Origin of the sequence: Pectobacterium polaris, assembly GCF_002307355.1 — a bacterium.
In the GTDB taxonomy this organism is placed as follows: domain Bacteria; phylum Pseudomonadota; class Gammaproteobacteria; order Enterobacterales; family Enterobacteriaceae; genus Pectobacterium; species Pectobacterium polare.
In genome coordinates this window covers 4,214,075-4,232,048 of record NZ_CP017481.1, presented here as the reverse complement: position 1 = coordinate 4,232,048, position 17,974 = coordinate 4,214,075, and the positions used below count along the sequence as shown (strand labels likewise).

General features: G+C 56.0%; 16 protein-coding genes and 1 pseudogene. 16 read left to right on the top strand and 1 reads right to left on the bottom strand.

Annotated features, from left to right (window positions below; translation table 11 throughout):
• The first annotated feature begins 311 nt into the window (after window positions 1-311).
• The 14 genes and pseudogenes from nifH (at window position 312) to nifM (ending at window position 13,586) form a co-directional block, all read left to right on the top strand.
• Window positions 312-1,193, top strand: a complete 882-nt coding sequence (gene nifH, locus BJJ97_RS19070; RefSeq protein ID WP_095699982.1) for a nitrogenase iron protein — start codon at window positions 312-314, stop codon at window positions 1,191-1,193.
• Window positions 1,194-1,211: 18 nt separating this feature from the next.
• The gene (gene nifD / locus BJJ97_RS19065; RefSeq protein ID WP_095994973.1) at window positions 1,212-2,660 is read left to right on the top strand and encodes a nitrogenase molybdenum-iron protein alpha chain; all 1,449 of its coding nucleotides are present in this window, start codon (window positions 1,212-1,214) and stop codon (window positions 2,658-2,660) included.
• A gap of 58 nt (window positions 2,661-2,718) precedes the next feature.
• The gene (nifK, locus tag BJJ97_RS19060; RefSeq protein ID WP_095699980.1) at window positions 2,719-4,287 is read left to right on the top strand and encodes a nitrogenase molybdenum-iron protein subunit beta; all 1,569 of its coding nucleotides are present in this window, start codon (window positions 2,719-2,721) and stop codon (window positions 4,285-4,287) included.
• A 72-nt stretch (window positions 4,288-4,359) separates the two neighbouring features.
• The gene (nifT, locus tag BJJ97_RS19055; protein WP_095699979.1) at window positions 4,360-4,578 is read left to right on the top strand and encodes a putative nitrogen fixation protein NifT; all 219 of its coding nucleotides are present in this window, start codon (window positions 4,360-4,362) and stop codon (window positions 4,576-4,578) included.
• 12 nt (window positions 4,579-4,590) lie between these two features.
• Window positions 4,591-5,253, top strand: a complete 663-nt coding sequence (locus BJJ97_RS19050; protein ID WP_095994972.1) for a NifB/NifX family molybdenum-iron cluster-binding protein — start codon at window positions 4,591-4,593, stop codon at window positions 5,251-5,253.
• Between the two features lie 153 nt (window positions 5,254-5,406).
• On the top strand, window positions 5,407-6,780 hold the full coding sequence (gene nifE / locus BJJ97_RS19045; protein WP_095994971.1) for a nitrogenase iron-molybdenum cofactor biosynthesis protein NifE: 1,374 nt from the start codon (window positions 5,407-5,409) through the stop codon (window positions 6,778-6,780).
• 10 nt (window positions 6,781-6,790) lie between these two features.
• Window positions 6,791-8,176 (top strand): nitrogenase iron-molybdenum cofactor biosynthesis protein NifN, encoded by a 1,386-nt coding sequence (gene nifN / locus BJJ97_RS19040; protein WP_095994970.1) that lies wholly within the window; start codon window positions 6,791-6,793, stop codon window positions 8,174-8,176.
• Window positions 8,163-8,630 (top strand): NifB/NifX family molybdenum-iron cluster-binding protein, encoded by a 468-nt coding sequence (locus BJJ97_RS19035; protein ID WP_095994969.1) that lies wholly within the window; start codon window positions 8,163-8,165, stop codon window positions 8,628-8,630. Before nifN ends, BJJ97_RS19035 begins: the two co-directional genes overlap by 14 nt.
• 225 nt (window positions 8,631-8,855) lie before the next feature.
• Window positions 8,856-9,695 (top strand): Fe-S cluster assembly protein NifU, encoded by an 840-nt coding sequence (gene nifU / locus BJJ97_RS19030; RefSeq protein ID WP_095994968.1) that lies wholly within the window; start codon window positions 8,856-8,858, stop codon window positions 9,693-9,695.
• A gap of 30 nt (window positions 9,696-9,725) precedes the next feature.
• Window positions 9,726-10,933, top strand: a pseudogene (gene nifS, locus BJJ97_RS19025) (cysteine desulfurase NifS).
• 14 nt (window positions 10,934-10,947) lie between these two features.
• Window positions 10,948-12,123 (top strand): homocitrate synthase, encoded by a 1,176-nt coding sequence (gene nifV / locus BJJ97_RS19020; RefSeq protein ID WP_095994967.1) that lies wholly within the window; start codon window positions 10,948-10,950, stop codon window positions 12,121-12,123.
• The gene (locus BJJ97_RS19015; RefSeq protein ID WP_095994966.1) at window positions 12,092-12,349 is read left to right on the top strand and encodes a nitrogenase-stabilizing/protective protein NifW; all 258 of its coding nucleotides are present in this window, start codon (window positions 12,092-12,094) and stop codon (window positions 12,347-12,349) included. The genes nifV and BJJ97_RS19015 overlap by 32 nt, the downstream gene beginning before the upstream one ends.
• A complete protein-coding gene (locus BJJ97_RS19010; protein ID WP_095994965.1) occupies window positions 12,346-12,789 on the top strand; it encodes a nitrogen fixation protein NifZ in 444 nt (147 codons plus the stop codon). Before BJJ97_RS19015 ends, BJJ97_RS19010 begins: the two co-directional genes overlap by 4 nt.
• The gene (nifM, locus tag BJJ97_RS19005) at window positions 12,789-13,586 is read left to right on the top strand and encodes a nitrogen fixation protein NifM (RefSeq protein WP_095994964.1); all 798 of its coding nucleotides are present in this window, start codon (window positions 12,789-12,791) and stop codon (window positions 13,584-13,586) included. Before BJJ97_RS19010 ends, nifM begins: the two co-directional genes overlap by 1 nt.
• Window positions 13,587-13,938: 352 nt before the next feature.
• On the opposite strand, the gene BJJ97_RS19000 is transcribed toward nifM, so the two are convergent.
• Entirely contained in the window at window positions 13,939-14,469 is a 531-nt protein-coding gene (locus tag BJJ97_RS19000; RefSeq protein ID WP_095994963.1) for a flavodoxin, read from the bottom strand.
• 385 nt (window positions 14,470-14,854) lie between these two features.
• Between BJJ97_RS19000 and nifL the strand changes: the two genes are divergently transcribed.
• Window positions 14,855-16,342: a nitrogen fixation negative regulator NifL gene (gene nifL, locus BJJ97_RS18995; RefSeq protein WP_095994962.1), complete on the top strand. Its 1,488-nt coding sequence runs from the start codon at window positions 14,855-14,857 to the stop codon at window positions 16,340-16,342.
• Window positions 16,339-17,913, top strand: coding sequence for a nif-specific transcriptional activator NifA (gene nifA / locus BJJ97_RS18990; RefSeq protein WP_095994961.1), 1,575 nt, complete (start codon window positions 16,339-16,341; stop codon window positions 17,911-17,913). The genes nifL and nifA overlap by 4 nt, the downstream gene beginning before the upstream one ends.
• The last annotated feature ends 61 nt before the right edge of the window (window positions 17,914-17,974 follow it).

The window sequence follows — 17,974 nt, the reverse complement described above, 5'->3', positions numbered from 1 at the left end:
CTCGCTGGAGGCGGTCGGAGAATTGCGCGGAATAAGACAGAAACGGCCACATCCTGTCGGGCTGCCAACAAACTGTCGTGGTGATGCGGGCTGAGCAAGCGCGGCGGCACAGTCTGTCGCTTCACCAGCCACAATTGTTCTCTTTACAACAATTGGTTCGCCGATTGTCTTGTGTTTGTCTCGCCCTCGGTGCCCGTTTTTTTATTAACGTGATTAAATTCAATGAATTAATGATGTTGGCCCGGCTGGTATGTTCCCTGCAACGGTTAGGGGGTGCATCACGCATTCAACCCGAAACAGGAGAAGACACCATGGCTATGCGTCAATGTGCCATTTATGGCAAAGGGGGGATTGGCAAATCCACCACCACTCAGAACTTGGTCGCCGCATTAGCGGAAATGGGCAAGAAGGTCATGATCGTTGGCTGTGACCCGAAGGCGGATTCAACCCGTTTGATTCTGCACGCTAAAGCGCAGAACACCATTATGGAGATGGCCGCAGAGGTCGGTTCAGTAGAAGACCTTGAACTGGAAGATGTGCTGCAAATTGGTTATGGCAACGTACGTTGTGCCGAGTCTGGTGGCCCAGAGCCAGGTGTCGGCTGTGCCGGTCGTGGCGTTATCACTGCCATCAACTTTCTGGAAGAAGAGGGCGCCTATGTGGAAGACCTCGACTTCGTGTTCTATGACGTGCTGGGTGACGTCGTGTGCGGCGGCTTCGCTATGCCGATCCGCGAAAACAAAGCGCAGGAAATCTACATCGTGTGCTCTGGGGAAATGATGGCGATGTACGCCGCCAACAATATCTGCAAAGGCATCGTGAAATACGCCAAAACCGGCAAGGTGCGTTTGGGGGGCCTGATCTGTAACTCACGTAACACCGACCGTGAAGATGAATTGATCATCGCACTGGCCGAAAAAATCGGCACCCAGATGATCCATTTTGTCCCGCGCGACAACATTGTACAGCGTGCCGAAATTCGCCGTATGACCGTGATCGAGTATGACCCGAACTGTAGCCAGGCCAACGAGTATCGCGAGCTGGCGCAGAAAATTGTCGCTAATACCATGAAGGTTGTACCGGTGCCCTGCACCATGGATGAGCTGGAAGAGTTGCTGATGGAGTTCGGCATCATGGAAGAAGAAGACACCAGCATCATCGGTAAAACGGCCGCTGAAGAGAAAGTCGCCTGACGCAGAAGGAACACTGGAATGACAAATGCAACGAGTGAACGCAATCAGGCGATCATCCAGGAAGTGTTGGAAGTTTTCCCTGATAAAACGCGTAAAGAACGTAAGAAACACATGATGGTGACCGATCCGACGCAGGAGAGCGTCGGAAAGTGTATGGTTTCTAACCGTAAATCCCAACCGGGGGTGATGACGGTTCGCGGCTGTGCTTATGCCGGTTCCAAAGGCGTGGTATTTGGGCCAATCAAGGACATGGCCCACGTTTCCCACGGGCCGATTGGCTGCGGTCAATATTCCCGTGCCGGGCGTCGTAACTACTACACCGGCGTTAGCGGCGTTGACAGCTTCGGTACGATCAATTTCTCCTCCGATTTTCAGGAGAAAGACATTGTGTTTGGCGGTGATAAAAAACTCACCAAGCTGATCGAGGAGCTGGAACTCCTGTTTCCCTTAACCAAAGGTATTTCGGTGCAATCGGAATGTCCGGTGGGGTTGATTGGGGATGATATCGAAGCGGTCGCGAATGTGAGCCGTGAGGCGATTGGCAAACCGGTGGTACCCGTGCGTTGTGAAGGCTTTCGCGGCGTGTCGCAGTCGCTGGGGCACCATATTGCCAATGATGTGATCCGTGACTGGGTGCTGGATAACCGCGAGGGCCAACCCTTTGAGTCAACGGCCTACGACGTCGCGATTATCGGTGACTACAACATCGGCGGTGATGCCTGGGCCTCACGTATTCTGCTGGAAGAAATGGGGTTGAGAGTTGTGGCGCAGTGGTCCGGCGACGGCACGCTGGTCGAGATGGAAAACACCCCCTACGTGAAGCTGAATCTGGTGCACTGCTATCGCTCCATGAACTACATCTCACGCCATATGGAAGAAAAGCACGGCATTCCCTGGATGGAATACAACTTCTTCGGGCCGACCAAGATCGCTGAATCGCTGCGCAAGATTGCGCTGCAATTTGACGAGACGATTCAGAACAATGCCGAAGCGGTGATTGCGCGCTATCAGGCGCAAACGGATGCGGTGATTGCGAAATATCGTCCGCGACTGGCGGGGCGCAAAGTGCTGCTGTACCTCGGTGGCTTGCGTCCACGCCACATTATCGGGGCGTACGAAGATCTCGGCATGGAGATTATCGGCACCGGTTATGAGTTCGGTCATAACGATGATTACGACCGTACCCTGCCGGATTTGAAAGAGGGAACGCTGTTGTTTGATGACGCCAGCAGCTATGAGCTGGAAGCGTTCGTCAAGGCATTGAAGCCGGATCTGGTCGGGTCAGGGATCAAAGAAAAGTACATCTTCCAAAAGATGGGGGTGCCGTTCCGCCAGATGCATTCCTGGGACTATTCGGGCCCTTATCACGGCTATGACGGTTTCGCCATTTTTGCCCGCGATATGGATATGACGCTCAATAATCCGAGCTGGCAAGCGTTGACGGCCCCGTGGCTGAAATCAGCCTGATACTTATTATCCTGACAGCCCGTTAGTTCACAGATGAGTGGCGCGGGAGGAGAACACCATGAGCCAAACTGCAGAGAAAACCCAATCCTGCTATCCCTTGTTCGAGCAGGAAGAATACCAAACGCTGTTTCGCAATAAACGCCCACTAGAAGAGGCGCATGATGAACAGCGGGTACGTGAGGTCTTCGAGTGGACCACCACGGAAGCGTATCAGGAACTGAATTTTAAGCGCGAAGCGCTAACCATCGATCCGGCAAAAGCCTGCCAGCCTCTAGGGTCTGTGCTGTGCTCACTCGGGTTCGCCAACACCTTGCCCTATGTGCATGGTTCACAGGGGTGCGTGGCCTATTTTCGTACCTATTTTAACCGTCACTTTAAAGAGCCAATCGCCTGCGTTTCCGACTCAATGACGGAAGATGCCGCCGTGTTCGGGGGGAATAACAATTTAAATGCCGGTCTGGAGAACGCCAGTGCGCTCTACAAACCGGAGATGATTGCGGTGTCGACTACCTGCATGGCAGAAGTGATCGGTGACGACCTTCAGGCGTTTATTGCCAACGCCAAGAAAGATGGCTTTGTGGATGCCAACATGCCGATCCCTTACGCCCATACGCCCAGCTTTATCGGTAGCCACATCACCGGCTGGGACAACATGTTTGAGGGTTTCGCGCGTACCTTTACCGTGGGGGAAGATAAACATTATCAGCCGGGCAGCCTGCCGCGCCTGAATCTGGTGACCGGATTCGAAACCTATCTGGGTAACTATCGCGTATTGAAACGCATGATGGCTGACATGGGCGTGCCCTGTGCCATTCTGTCCGATCCTTCCGAGGTGCTGGATACGCCTGCCGACGGTCACTACCGCATGTATGCCGGGGGAACCACGCAGCAAGAGATGCGTGATGCCCCGAACGCCATCGATACGCTGTTATTGCAGCCGTGGCACCTGACCAAAACCAAGAAAATGGTTCAGGACACATGGAATCAGCCTGCGACCGAGGTGTCAGTCCCTATCGGATTAGGCGCAACGGACAAACTGCTGATGACCATCAGTGCGCTGACCGACGTGCCGATTAGTGAGTCGTTGACGCTGGAACGTGGGCGTCTGGTGGACATGATGCTCGATTCGCATACCTGGCTGCACGGTAAGCGTTTCGGTTTGTATGGCGACCCAGACTTTGTCATGGGGCTGACCCAGTTCCTGCTGGAGTTGGGATGCGAGCCAACGGTGATCCTCTGCCATAACGGTAACAAACGCTGGCAGAAAGCGATGAAGAAAATGCTGGAAGCATCGCCTTACGGGCAGGACAGTGAGGTGTATATCAACTGCGATCTGTGGCATTTCCGCTCGCTGATGTTCACCAAACAGCCCGATTTCATGATTGGTAACTCTTACGGCAAATTCATCCAGCGTGACACGCTGGCGAAGGGCGAGCAGTTTGAAGTACCGCTGATTCGCCTCGGTTTCCCGCTGTTTGATCGTCACCATTTGCACCGTCAAACCACCTGGGGGTACGAAGGAGCTATGTCGATCCTCACCTCGCTGGTGAATGCGGTATTGGAGAAATTGGATCGCGACACCATGAAGTTGGGCAAAACCGACTACGGCTTTGATCTCATCCGTTAATGGCGTGGTTATGTTGACCGTCATATCGGCCCGGCTTTGTCCGGGCCGTCACGTGTAGCACAGGAGGACGCGATGCCGATGGTGATTTTTCGTGAACGTAATGCACAGCTGTATTGCTATATCGCCAAGCAGGATCTGGAAGCGAAAGTGACCGGAATTGAATTTGATAGCCACGAACGCTGGGGCGGTGAGGTTGAACTGGAAGGAGGGAAACGCTACTACGTTAACCCGCAAGCGGAGAAGCCCACTTTTCCGATCAGTTTGCGCGCCACTCGCCCCGATCTGGTATGAACAGGAGGGAGCATGTCTGATGATGATCGTCTGTTCTGGCGGTTGTTTGCGCTGATCCAATGCCTGCCCGAACTCTCACCGCCGCAGTTATTACACTGGCTGAATCAGGGAGAGGATATCTCGCTGGATGTGGAATTTCTTACGTCCCTTAATCAGCCGCAGCTGGCGGCCACATTTCCCGGCGACCCCGCTATCCTGACGCGTAGCCGTTGGCAGCGTGTGATGGCGTGCCTGCGTGGCGAACTGCCGCCACACCTTGCCGTCGTCTCGCTAAAGGGCCGTCAGCCACAGTTACTGGCGGCGTTTTCGTCACAGGATGGCATGACGATCAATGGGCATTTTGGTCAGTGTCGGCTGTTTTTTATCTATGCGTATGATGATGCAGGCTACTGGCTGCATGGGCTACGTCGTTACCCCAGCGAGTCAGGAGAAATCGAGGGGAATGAAATACGGGCGCAGCTGCTAACAGGCTGCCATTTGCTGTTTTGTGAAGCGATTGGGGGGCCGGCGGCGGCACGCATTATTCGTCATAATGTACATCCGATGAAAGTCCCGCCGGGCACGTCTATCCTGTCACAGTGCGAGGCGTTGCAGGCGCTGATGGCAAATCGTCTGCCGCCCTGGCTGGCGAAACGGTTGGAAAAAGGTAATCCGCTGGAGGACCGCGTGTTTTAACCCATCGTGACGGCCCTACCCCTCACTATTCCGCTATTGTCGCCTTTGTTACAAAGGCGACAAACCTATCTGATTGAAAATATTAAATTAATTTGTGGCCCGCGAATTGCAAAAATACCCGGTAAGGTCAATCGACTCGACGAGGGCAGCAAGATGAAGGGAAATGAAATTTTGGCGTTGCTTGATGAGCCCGCCTGCGAACATAACCATAAACAGAAATCGGGATGCAGTGCGCCCAAACCCGGCGCGACGGCGGGCGGCTGCGCGTTTGACGGCGCACAGATTACGCTGCTACCGCTGGCGGATGTTGCCCATCTGGTTCACGGCCCTATCGGCTGTGCGGGCAGCTCCTGGGATAACCGGGGGAGCCAAAGCTCCGGGCCCGCGATCAATCGACTGGGATTTACCACCGACCTCAACGAGCAGGATGTGATCATGGGACGCGGGGAACGGCGTCTGTTTCATGCTGTGCGTCATATTGTGGAGCGCTACGATCCCGCCGCCGTCTTTATCTACAACACCTGTGTCCCCGCGATGGAGGGGGATGATATTGACGCGGTGTGTCGGGCTGCATCAGTCGCAGTAGGCGTGCCGGTGATTGCGGTGGATGCGGCGGGATTCTACGGCAGCAAGAATCTGGGTAACCGACTGGCGGGGGAGGTGATGGCAAAGCAGGTGATTGGGACGCGTGAACCCGCCGCCTGGCCGGATGACACGCCGTTTTCCCCTGCCCAACGCCACGATATTGGCCTGATTGGCGAATTCAACATCGCTGGCGAATTTTGGCATGTGCAACCGCTACTCGATGAGTTGGGCATTCGCGTGCTGGGCAATTTGTCCGGCGATGGGCGTTTTGCCGAGATCCAGACGATGCATCGCGCTCAGCTCAACATGCTGGTGTGCTCGCGTGCGTTGATCAACGTAGCCCGCACATTGGAGCAGCGATATGGCACACCGTGGTTCGAAGGCAGTTTTTATGGTGTGCGTGCGATGTCCGATGCGCTGCGCCAGATCGCGGCGATGCTGAATGACCCTGACCTCAGCCTACGTACGGAAGCCCTGATTGCACGGGAAGAAGCCTCGGCGCAAAAGGCGTTGGCACCGTATCGCGCCCGTCTGCAAGGGCGCAAAGCTCTGCTCTATACCGGCGGGGTAAAATCCTGGTCGGTCGTCTCCGCCTTGCAGGATCTCGGCATGACCGTGGTGGCGACCGGAACACGTAAATCTACCGAGGAAGACAAACAGCGCATCCGTGAACTGATGGGGGAGGACGCCATCATGCTGGATGAAGGCAATGCGCGAACCTTGCTGGACGTGGCGTATCGCTATGGTGCCGACCTGATGATCGCCGGTGGGCGCAACATGTACACCGCGTATAAGGCGCGACTGCCATTTCTCGATATCAATCAGGAACGCGAGCATGCCTATGCGGGCTATCGCGGCATTGTCACGTTGGCAGAGCAACTGTGCCTGACGCTGGAAAGTCCGATTTGGGCGCAGACCCATCAACGTGCCCCCTGGCATTAAGGAGAAAACGATGGCTCAGGTTATTCGTAATAAAAAGCCGCTGGCGACCAGCCCGATTAAAAGCGGGCAGCCTCTGGGGGCGATTTTGGCTAGTCAGGGCATTGAGCACTGTATTCCGCTGGTGCATGGGGCGCAGGGGTGCAGCGCGTTTGCCAAGGTCTTTTTTATCCAGCATTTCCACGATCCGATTCCCTTGCAGTCCACCGCGATGGATCCCACCACGACGGTGATGGGGTCGGACAGCAATATTTTGACGGCATTGACCACCTTGTGTCAGCGCAATGCGCCTAAGGCGATTGTTATCATCAGTACCGGTCTGTCGGAAGCGCAGGGCAGCGATATGACGCGGGCGGTCAGTGAATTCCGCGCGGACAATCCGCGTTTTAAATCGACGGCGTTGCTCACGGTCAATACGCCAGACTTCTATGGATCGCTGGAAAATGGGTACAGCGCGGTGCTGGAGGGGGTGATTGAGCAATGGATCCCGGAAAAACCACCAGCAGGTATGCGCAATCGTCGCGTTAATCTGCTTCTGAGCCATCTGTTTACGCCGGGGGATATCGAGCTTATTCGCAGCTATGTCGAGGCATTTGGTCTGCAACCGATACTGCTGCCGGATCTGTCGCAGTCGCTGGACGGCCATCTCGCCACGGGTGACTACCAGTCCGTTACCCAAGGCGGGGCGGTGTTACGTAACATTGAGCAGATGGGGCAAAGCCTGAGCACCATTACGCTGGGCGTGTCGTTACAGCGTGCTGCGGGTTTGCTGGCGCAACGCAGCCGTGGAATGGCATTGAACTTGCCGCACCTGATGACGCTGGCGAGCATGGATGCCTTTATTCAGCACCTGCAACAGCTCTCCGGGCGTGAGGTGCCTGCGTGGATCGACCGTCAACGAGGCCAGTTACAGGATGCGATGATTGACTGTCATATGGCATTGCAGGACAAAGCCATCGCGCTGGCAGCAGAAGGCGATTTGCTGGCGGCCTGGTGTGATTTTGCCCTGAGCCAAGGCATGGTGCCGGGGCCGGTGGTCGCTCCCGTGAGCCAGCCGGGGTTATTGAGTCTGCCGGTTGAGCAGGTGCTGATTGGCGATCTGGAAGATATGCAGGATTTACTGATCAACACGCCTGCGCATCTGCTGGTCGCCAATTCTCACGCCGCCGATTTGGCTGAGCACTATGGCATTCCGCTGATTCGTGCGGGTTTTCCCATCTATGACCGGTTGGGTGAGTTCCGTCGTGTGCGTCAAGGGTATGCGGGCATACGGGATACGCTGTTCGAACTGGCGAATCAATTGCTGCACGAGCATCATCCTGTGCCCGCCTATCACTCGCCGCTGCGTCAGCAATTTCCGGTGGTTAGGCGTCAGGAGGTGGAACATGTCGCATGTTAACCGCAATCTCAGCACCATCAGTTCGGCAGTGTGGTCGATGCAGGTCGCCTTCGCCAGCTCGGATTATCACCATGTAGACCAGCATTTTGGTGCCACGCCGCGGCTGGTGGTTTATGGCGTCAAACAGCATGAGGTCAAGCTATTGAAGGTGGTGGATTTCAATGTGGAATACGGTCATGGCGAAGACAAACTCGCCAGCCGTATCGATGCGTTGGACGCGTGTGTCACCCTCTATTGTGTGGCGATTGGCGAGACAGTCTTTCGCCAATTGTTGCAGGTCGGCGTCCGTGCCATCCGTGTGCCAGAGGCGACATCGATTGCACAGCTGTTGCAGCAAATCCAACAATGCTGGGCGGATAGCGAACACGCGACCCGACGCCGTCAGCGCGATCCAGATCGCTTCCAGCAATTAATCGTGGAAACCGAGTGGCGTGAGGAGGATGACGCCTCCTGAGTCCTCACGGTCTACGGCGTGACAATGTCATCTGTACGACAAAACCGACATAAACCGCGACATTGATCGCGGTTTTTTTATGGGTAATTTTGCTATTGCTTTGATTACAAGGTGTTTTTGTGAATGGCATCACATTTGCTTGTTCTGAGTTACCCCGTCCATAACGCCTGTGTGGGAGCCGGAGCTTCAGAGTTCCGTCTCTCTGTATTGTAGGGAGCTGAGAGCATGTGGAACTATTCCGAGAAAGTGAAAGACCATTTTTTTAACCCGCGTAACGCCCGCGTGGTGGAGCAGGCGAATGCCGTCGGTGATGTCGGTTCGCTGAGCTGTGGCGATGCCCTACGGCTCATGCTGCGGGTGGATCCGGGAACGGAAACCATTCAGGAAGCCGGTTTTCAAACCTTCGGCTGCGGCAGCGCCATTGCTTCCTCTTCGGCACTGACTGAGCTGATTATCGGCCGCACCCTGCATGAAGCCGAGCAGGTCACGAATCAGCAAATCGCAGATTACCTCGATGGGTTACCGCCAGAAAAAATGCACTGTTCCGTGATGGGGCAAGAGGCACTACGCGCGGCTATCGCCAACTATCGCGGCGAGACGCTGGAAGACGATCATGAAGAAGGCGCACTGATTTGCAAATGCTTCGCCGTGGATGAAGGGCAGATTCGTCGTGCGGTGGTGACCAATGGCCTAACGACGTTGGAGGACGTGATCAATTACACCAAAGCTGGCGGAGGGTGCACCGCGTGCCATGAAAAAATCGAGCTGGCATTGGCGGCCATTATTGAAGAACAGGCGGCCTTGCCTGAAACAGTCAAAGCACCGGAAGCCGAGACGTCGACGTGGCGGCAGGTAGCCGATGTTGTGGCGGAACTGCGTCCGTACATTCAGGCCGATGGGGGCGACATGACGCTACTCAACGTCAGCGACCATCAGGTGACGGTAAGCCTGTCGGGCAGCTGTCAGGGTTGCATGATGACCGACATGACGCTGGCCTGGCTGCAACAAAAGCTGGTGGAACGCACGGGGCGCTATATGGAAGTGGTTGCGGCACAGGCCGCGTGAGCTTATTGACTGTTCAGCGAGGCAGCGCACATGAAAAACATCTATCTCGATAACAATGCCACCACCCGTCTCGATCCGATGGTGCTGGAGGCCATGATGCCGTTCCTGACCGATTACTACGGTAATCCGTCGTCGATTCACGATTTTGGTGCCCCTTGTCGCGGCGCGCTGGAGAGAGCACGTCAGCAGGTTGCCAGCCTGCTGGGCGCACGCTATGACAGCGAAATTATTTTCACCTCATGCGCCACCGAGGCCACCTCCACCGCGATCCATTCCGCCGTGGCGCTGGCACCGGAGCGGCGTGAAATCATTACCAGCGCGGTTGAACACCCGGCCACGCTGGAAGTCTGCGAACACCTCGCGCGGCAAGGTTATACCATCCATCAGGTCGGCGTTTCTGCGCAGGGTGAGCTGGACATGGCGCAATACCGTGCCCTGCTGAGTGACCGCGTGGCGCTGGTGACGGTGATGTGGGCCAACAACGAAACGGGCGTGCTGTTTCCGGTACGCGAAATGGCGTCACTGGCGCATGAACAAGGCGCGCTGTTTCACTGTGACGCGGTGCAGGCGGTTGGGAAAATCCCCATCGTACTGTCGAGCTGCGATATCGACATGTTGTCGTGCTCGGCGCACAAAATTCATGGTCCGAAAGGCGTGGGGTGCCTCTACCTGCGCCGTTCTACTCGGTTTCGCCCGCTGCTGCGCGGGGGCATCAGGAGCGCGGACGACGCGCTGGTACTGAAAATATCGCCGGTATCGTCGGGATGGGCAGCGCCTGTGAACTGGCGGATGTGCATTTACCGATGATGAGTGCGGCGGTGGAACCGCTGCGTGACCGTTTACAAAAGGGACTGGAACAGGTCATTCCCAGCGTGATCGTGATGGGCGAAGGGCAGCCGCGTACGCCCAATACGCTCAATATCGCCTTTGAATTTATCGAAGGGGAAGCCATTCTGCTGCTGCTCAATCATACGGGGATTGCCGCATCCAGCGGCAGCGCCTGCACCTCTGGCTCGCTCGAACCTTCCCATGTGATGCGCGCGATGAATATTCCCTATACGGCGGCGCATGGCAGCATTCGCTTTTCCTTGTCGCGCTATACCCGTGAGAAAGAGATCGATCAGGTGATTACGGCACTGCCGCCAATTGTTGAGCGGCTGCGCACGCTGTCGCCTTACTGGCAACAGGGCAAACCTCAGACGGTATCGGGCGGCGAGTTTTTGCCGACCTATGGCTGATAAAGGGAGCGGCAATGGCGGATATCATCATTAATGACACCACGCTGCGCGATGGTGAACAGAGTCCCGGCGTCGCGTTTCGCGCCAGTGAAAAGCTGGCGATTGCGGAGGCCCTGGTGGATGCCGGTCTAACTGCGTTAGAGGTAGGGATCCCCGCGATGGGCGGCGATGAGCGAGCGCGAATTGCCGTTATCCGTCGCCGCCTGCCGGACACGGAACTGATGACCTGGTGCCGGATGAATGCGCTGGAAATCCAGCAAAGCGCCGATCTGGGGATGAATTGGGTGGATATTTCTATCCCCGCGTCCGATCGGCTGCGTGAACAGAAGCTGCGCCAGCCGCTCAAGGCATTGTTGCCACAGCTTTCCACGCTGATTGAACAGGCTCGTCAGCAAGGATTACGCGTGTGTGTCGGCTGTGAAGATGCCTCTCGCGCTAGCGACGACACGCTGCGTCAGATAGCGACTACCGCCAGTGCGGCAGGCGCTGAACGGTTGCGCTTTGCGGATACGCTGGGCGTGCTTGATCCGTTCTCCACCTTTGCCCGTATCAGTACCTTGCGGCAAAACTGGGGCGGTGAGATTGAAATGCATGCGCATAACGATCTTGGGCTAGCCACGGCCAACACGCTGGCGGCGGTAGAGGCCGGGGTTTCCCATGTTAACACCACGGTGCTGGGGTTGGGGGAACGGGCAGGTAATGCCGCGTTGGAAACCGTCGCGTTGGCGCTGGAACGTTGCCTTGGCCGTGATAGCGGTATCCACTTTGCTCGCCTGCCCGCGCTGTGCCAGTTGGTCGCCAGCGCCGCGCAGCGCACGATCGATAAGCAACAGCCACTGGTGGGTGAGCAGGTGTTTACCCATGAATCCGGCGTACATGTCGCGGCCTTGCTCAATGACAGCTTCAGCTATCAGGGGATCGATCCGGCGCTGATGGGGCGCGAGTTCCGTCTGGTTCTGGGCAAACACTCGGGGCGGCAAGCCGTAGAGGGGATTTTTGCTCGTCTGGGCTATCAGCCGCAGGCGACCGAGACCGAAGCGCTGCTGCGTAGCGTCCGCGCTTTTGCGGAAAACTGGAAGCGTAATCCCCTGGATTATGAATTGCTGGAAATGTATCGGGAACTCTGTGGCAGCGATGCGGCAATGGGGAGGGCAAGCGATGGAATGGTTCTACCAGTTACCCGGCGTTGATGAGCTAGACAGTGCGGAAGACTTTTTTGATTTTTTTGCCGTCCCTTACGAAGCCCATATCTTGCAAACCTGTAGCTTATCGGTGTTGAGTGATTTCCACCGCCGCTTGCGTGCGGCAGTCCCTCTGCGTAACACGCTGGAGGCATTACAAGATGCGGACTGGCAGCTTGCGCGTCGGCTGTTGGCGGAAAGCTATCGCTGCCATCAGCGGGAGGTGACGTCATGATACCGCGCTTTGCATTTGGTGATGCGGTGCGCGTGGTGCGTTCACTGCGTAACGACGGCACGATGGCGGGCATGAAGCGGGGCGAACTGCTGGTGCGGCGCGGCACGGTAGGATATGTGCGTGAATGGGGCGTCTTTCTTCAGGACCAGCTGATCTATCAAGTGCATTTTCTGGATGACGATCGGGTCGTGGGCTGCCGTGAGCAGGAGCTGATCGCCGAGGCCGTGCCGTGGCACGCTGGGACTTTTCAGTACGGTGATGGCGTCCACAGCAGGCAAGTGCTCTCTATCAACGGTGAACAGGTGGTGGACGTCGGTCAGCGTGGACAGATTTTCGCGACGGGCCAAGGGGATCGGGGAGATTGTTACACGGTGATGTTTGGTGAGCGTTGGTTTCAGGTGCCGGCTAGTGCACTGGAACTGGCGGAGGAGGATCGCTGATGTTGGCCTGGCAGCGCTTCAGCGAATGGCGTCTGGCGCAAAAAATGTGGAACACCACACCGACGCAATTGCCGGTAGATCGCCAGCGGCTTCTCCAGCAGCAATTGGCTCGCCAGTTGCTGCTGGAACAAGCTGTGGTGGAGGCGGCGCAGAAAAGTGTCGCAGCGGTGACGCCAGAACTGGTGCAGGCGGTCACCCACGAGCTGGAACCTGATTTGCGGCAGTCTGGATTGTCTGCGGCCGATCGTACCGCGGTCATTCAACATCATGTGCTGATGGCAGGGCAGCTTGCGAGTATTTCCGAGCAGGTGCCGCTGCCGACCTCCGCAGAGGTTGAGCGGTGGTATCAGCGTCATGCCGCACGTTTTTGTCGCCCAGAACAGCGTTTAACCCGGCATATTCTGCTGACCACGGGGGACGACGATGCCGAAGCCGTCAACAGGCAGCTTCTTGTACTGCGTCGCCAGCTACAGTCGGATACCGCCGCGTTCGCGACGTTGGCCGAGCGCCATTCCCAATGTCCGACGGCGTTGGAGGGCGGTTTGCTGGGATGGGTTAGTCGTGGGCTGTTGTTTGCCCCACTGGAGCAGGTACTGTTTACGCTACACGAAGGAGAACTCAGCGCCCCCGTTGCGACTGACATAGGCTGGCACCTGTTGTTGTGCGAAGCGATTCGGCCGGAAATGCCGATGGAGCAAGAGGACGCGCTGGCAAAAGCCTATGACCACCTGTTGTTGCAGCGCCAGAAGGAACAGCAACGCCAATGGCTGGCGCAGTTGGTGGTAAATCGTGAATAGGAATAGAACGTGGTAAGTCGTGTGCCAGTGGTTTACTGAGGGAAGATAAAAAGGTGGAGAGCTGAAGATCTCCACCTCCTACCGTTAACGAAGCTATTTACCGAATGAAAACGGGAGTAACGGAATAGAAGAGTAAAGCGTTTGCGCCATGGACAAAAACGTCAGGAACGTTTTTGAACGTCGCTAGCGACGGCCCTGCAAGGGTGAATCTCAGGGATGAGATTCATATCTGCGCAAGCCGAGCGTACATGGACGTATTTACAGCGTCTTTACGATCTATCCGTTACTCCCGCTTTACGGACTTTGTCAGCAACCTCACGTGGAGAGCCGAAGATCTCCACCTTTTAGCCGATCAGCCGATTGCGGGTTTGAGTGTTTCCAGCCAGCTATCGAGCCGTTCATCGGTGAGGTCATACTGGTTATCCTGATCCAACACCAAGCCGACAAACTGGTCATCCACCAAGGCGGCAGAGGCGTTGAAGTCATACCCAGCATTCGGCCAGGCTCCGATAACCTTGGCACCGCACGCGGTGACCACGTCGTATAAGGTTTTCATCCCGCTGGCAAAATTATCAGGATAGCCTTGCTGATCGCCCAATCCGAACAAGGCCACCGTCTTGTCCGCCAGTGCTTCACCCGGCAAATCAGCAATAAACTCTTGCCAGGACTCATTCTCACACCCTGCCTCCATGCCTGGTAATTGGCCTTCACCCAGCGTCGGCGTGCCTAACAGCAGAACCGAATAAGAGAGAAAACTGTCCAGAGAGGTTCGGTTGATATTGACCGGCGAATCCGCCGCGTCACCCAATTTTTGATGAATCATTTTGGCGATCTTGCGGGTTTTTCCCGTATCGGTGCCAAAGAAAATACCAATGTTCGCCATAGTTCGCTCCTGACTGATATTGAGAAGGATCGCCGCCGTCGGCAGCCGGTATCTGTACAGGGCGTTGCGAATATCATGCCAGATTTAGCAATCCGTATTCTGGCGATATTTTGCACGTTTTTAGCGCAATACTGCACTATGGATGATCTTATTGGGGAGGTTGAGCCGTGAGTGAATCGTGATTTTTACCTGATGAAACAAGAGTTCTACGCGGATTAACGTGAAAACAGGGGGTACGATCAATGTTTAGTCAGGTTAATGAATAAAGGGCGTAATGTTTGCATGGTTATTGGGTGCCGGTAATCGACCGGAATAAGGATGTCGGTACGTGGCACAAATTGTTGCGAACCTGACATGGCGGCATCTGATGTTGTAAGGGTAGACCATGACCATAAACCTGATAATGGAGTCTTTCCCGCCGGGGGAGATTGTCAGTCATTTATCGCGCCAGCATCCGGCGCTGTTCTCTACCGTCGTGGAGCAATCGTCAGTGGCGATCTCTGTGACCGACCCACAGGCACGTATTGTGTACACCAATCCGGCCTTCTGTCGTCTGACTGGTTTTTCGCTGTCCCAATTATTAGGGCAAAACCACCGTATTCTCGCCAGTCAGCAAACGCCCGGGGAAGTCTACAGCGATATGTGGCAGACCTTATTACAGGGATCGGCCTGGCGAGGGCAATTGATTAACCGCCGTCGCGATGGCTCCCTCTATCTGGCTGAGATTGATATTACGCCGATCGTCAACGCGCAGGGCGAGCTAGAGCATTATCTGGCGATGCATAAAGACATTAGCGCCAGCTATGCCCTTGAACAGCGTTTGCGTAACCACATGACGCTCATGACCGCCGTGTTGAATAACATCCCCGCGGCGGTCGTGGTGGTTGATGAGAAAGACCGCGTCATTATGGATAACCTGGCCTATAAAACGCTGTGTGCCGACTGCGGTGGTAAAGAGCTGCTGTCAGTGCTGGATTATGGCAAGAATAAGGACACGCTGCGTGAGGGAAGGCCGTTGCCGGTGATGGTTCGTGGCGCGGTACGCTGGCTGATGCTGGGGAGTTGGGCGTTGCCGGGCGTGAACGAAGAGGCCAGCCGCTACTTCACCGATAGTGCCTTACCGCGCACCTTGATTGTCATTACCGACTGTACTGAACAACAGCAGCAGCAACAGCAGGGGCGATTGGATCGCCTGAAGCAGCAAATTGCGAATGGCATACTGCTGGCGGCTATCCGTGAATCTCTGGGGGTCGCCATGGTGCAGTTGAACTGTCCGCTCAATATGTTGGCGGCGGCACGGCGTTTAAACGGCGAAGATCGCAGCAATGTTGCGCTGGAATCGGCATGGCGTGAAGGGGAAGAGGCGATGGCGCGACTACAGGCGTGCCGACCTTCTCTGGCCTTCGAAACCGAGGATGAGTGGTCGGTAAAATCTGTGTTGGACGATCTGACGTCGCTATACCATTCTCGCCTGAGTCGTGACGACCGTTTGCAGTACGACGTGGCATCACCACAGCTGACTGGCTTCGGCCAGCGAACGCAGGTGCTGGCGTGCCTGAGCCTCTGGCTGGATCGCACGCTGGCGCTGGCGGCGGAAATTGCGCCTTTTCAACTGACCATACAAATTTACGCGCGCGAAGAACACGGCTGGCTGTCGCTCTATCTCGAAGACAATGTGCCTATGACGCAGGTTCGCTTTGCTCCCGCACCAGCAACGCTGAGTTCGCCGGGTAAAGGCATGGAATTGCGCCTGATTCAAACGTTGGTCGCGGACCATCAGGGCGCCATTGATCTGTCGGCAGGCGCACAAGGCGGAACCTGTCTTATCCTGCGCCTCCCTCTCTTATCTCCTCTGGCTGGAGGTGCAAAATGACGCAGGCTCCTGAAACAAACAATCTCGTTTGGCGATTTGATCTGTCGCAGCAGTTTACTGCCATACAGCGGATTAGTGCGGCATTAGGCCGAGCGACGGAGATTCGCGAGGCGCTACAGGCCGTATTGCGCGTGTTACATAATGATGCGTTCATGCAGCACGGCATGATTTGCCTGTATGACAAAGAGAATGGCGTACTGGCGGTGGAGGCGCTGCATGAAGCCGATGAAAAACTCATCGCCAGCGGAACGCACGTCCGCTATCGCCCCGGTGAAGGCCTGGTGGGGACGGTATTGTCACAGCAGCAACCGCTGGTTTTGCCTCGGGTGGCTGACGATCAACGCTTCCTCGATAAGCTGGGCCTGTACGATTACAACCTGCCGTTTATTGCGGTGCCGTTGTTTGGCGTTGAATCTCAGCCGATAGGCGTACTGGCTGCACAGCCGATGGCGCGCTACGAAGAACGCTTACCTGCGTGTACGCGCTTTCTGGAAACCGTTGCCAACCTGGTCGCGCAAACGGTACGTCTGATGCAGCCCGCTCGCCCACGGCCCGCGCCAGACCCTGTTGCGCCGACGGCGCGGGCGCGAACCTGTACCACGCCACCGCGTCCTTACAGTTTCGACAATATGGTGGGAAAGAGTCAGGCGATGCGCCAGACGATGGAGATTATCCGTCAGGTTTCACGTTGGGATACGACGGTGCTGGTTCAGGGGGAAAGCGGCACCGGCAAGGAGCTGGTGGCCAATGCTATCCATTACCACTCGCCGCGTGCCGCCGCGCCATTCGTCAAATTCAACTGCGCCGCGTTGCCGGACAATCTGTTAGAAAGCGAACTGTTTGGCCATGAGAAGGGAGCCTTCACCGGTGCCGTACGTCAGCGTAAAGGGCGTTTCGAACTAGCCGATGGTGGTACGCTGTTTCTCGATGAGATCGGTGAAAGCAGCGCGTCATTTCAGGCTAAGTTACTGAGGATCCTGCAAGAGGGGGAAATGGAGCGCGTGGGGGGCGATGAAACTATCCGGGTGGATGTCCGTATTATTGCAGCGACTAACCGCAATCTGGAAGAGGAGGTGAGAGCTGGTCATTTTCGTGAAGACCTCTACTACCGCCTGAATGTGATGCCGCTTGCGCTGCCACCGCTGCGTGAACGGCAGGAGGACATTGGCGAACTGGCGCATTTTCTGGTGCAGAAAATCGGTCAACATCAGGGACGCACCTTGCGGATCAGCGATGGCGCTATCCGTTTGCTGATGAGCTATAGCTGGCCGGGCAATGTACGCGAGTTAGAAAATTGTCTGGAACGATCCTCTGTGATGTCAGAAAGCGGACTGATCGATCGTGATGTGATTATGTTCAACCACCGTGAGGTTGCGCCAAAAGTGACGCATACCGCGCCTGCGTCGGATGAAGGCTGGCTCGATCCGTCATTGGACGAGCGGCAGCGGGTGATTGCGGCACTGGAAAAAACGGGATGGGTGCAGGCCAAAGCCGCACGTTTGTTAGGTATGACGCCGCGTCAGGTGGCTTATCGTATTCAGACGATGGATATCAATATGCATCGCCTGTAAACCGGTGACACAGGATTGTGGCATATGTCACATTGTCGGCCTACTGCCACAATCCTGACAA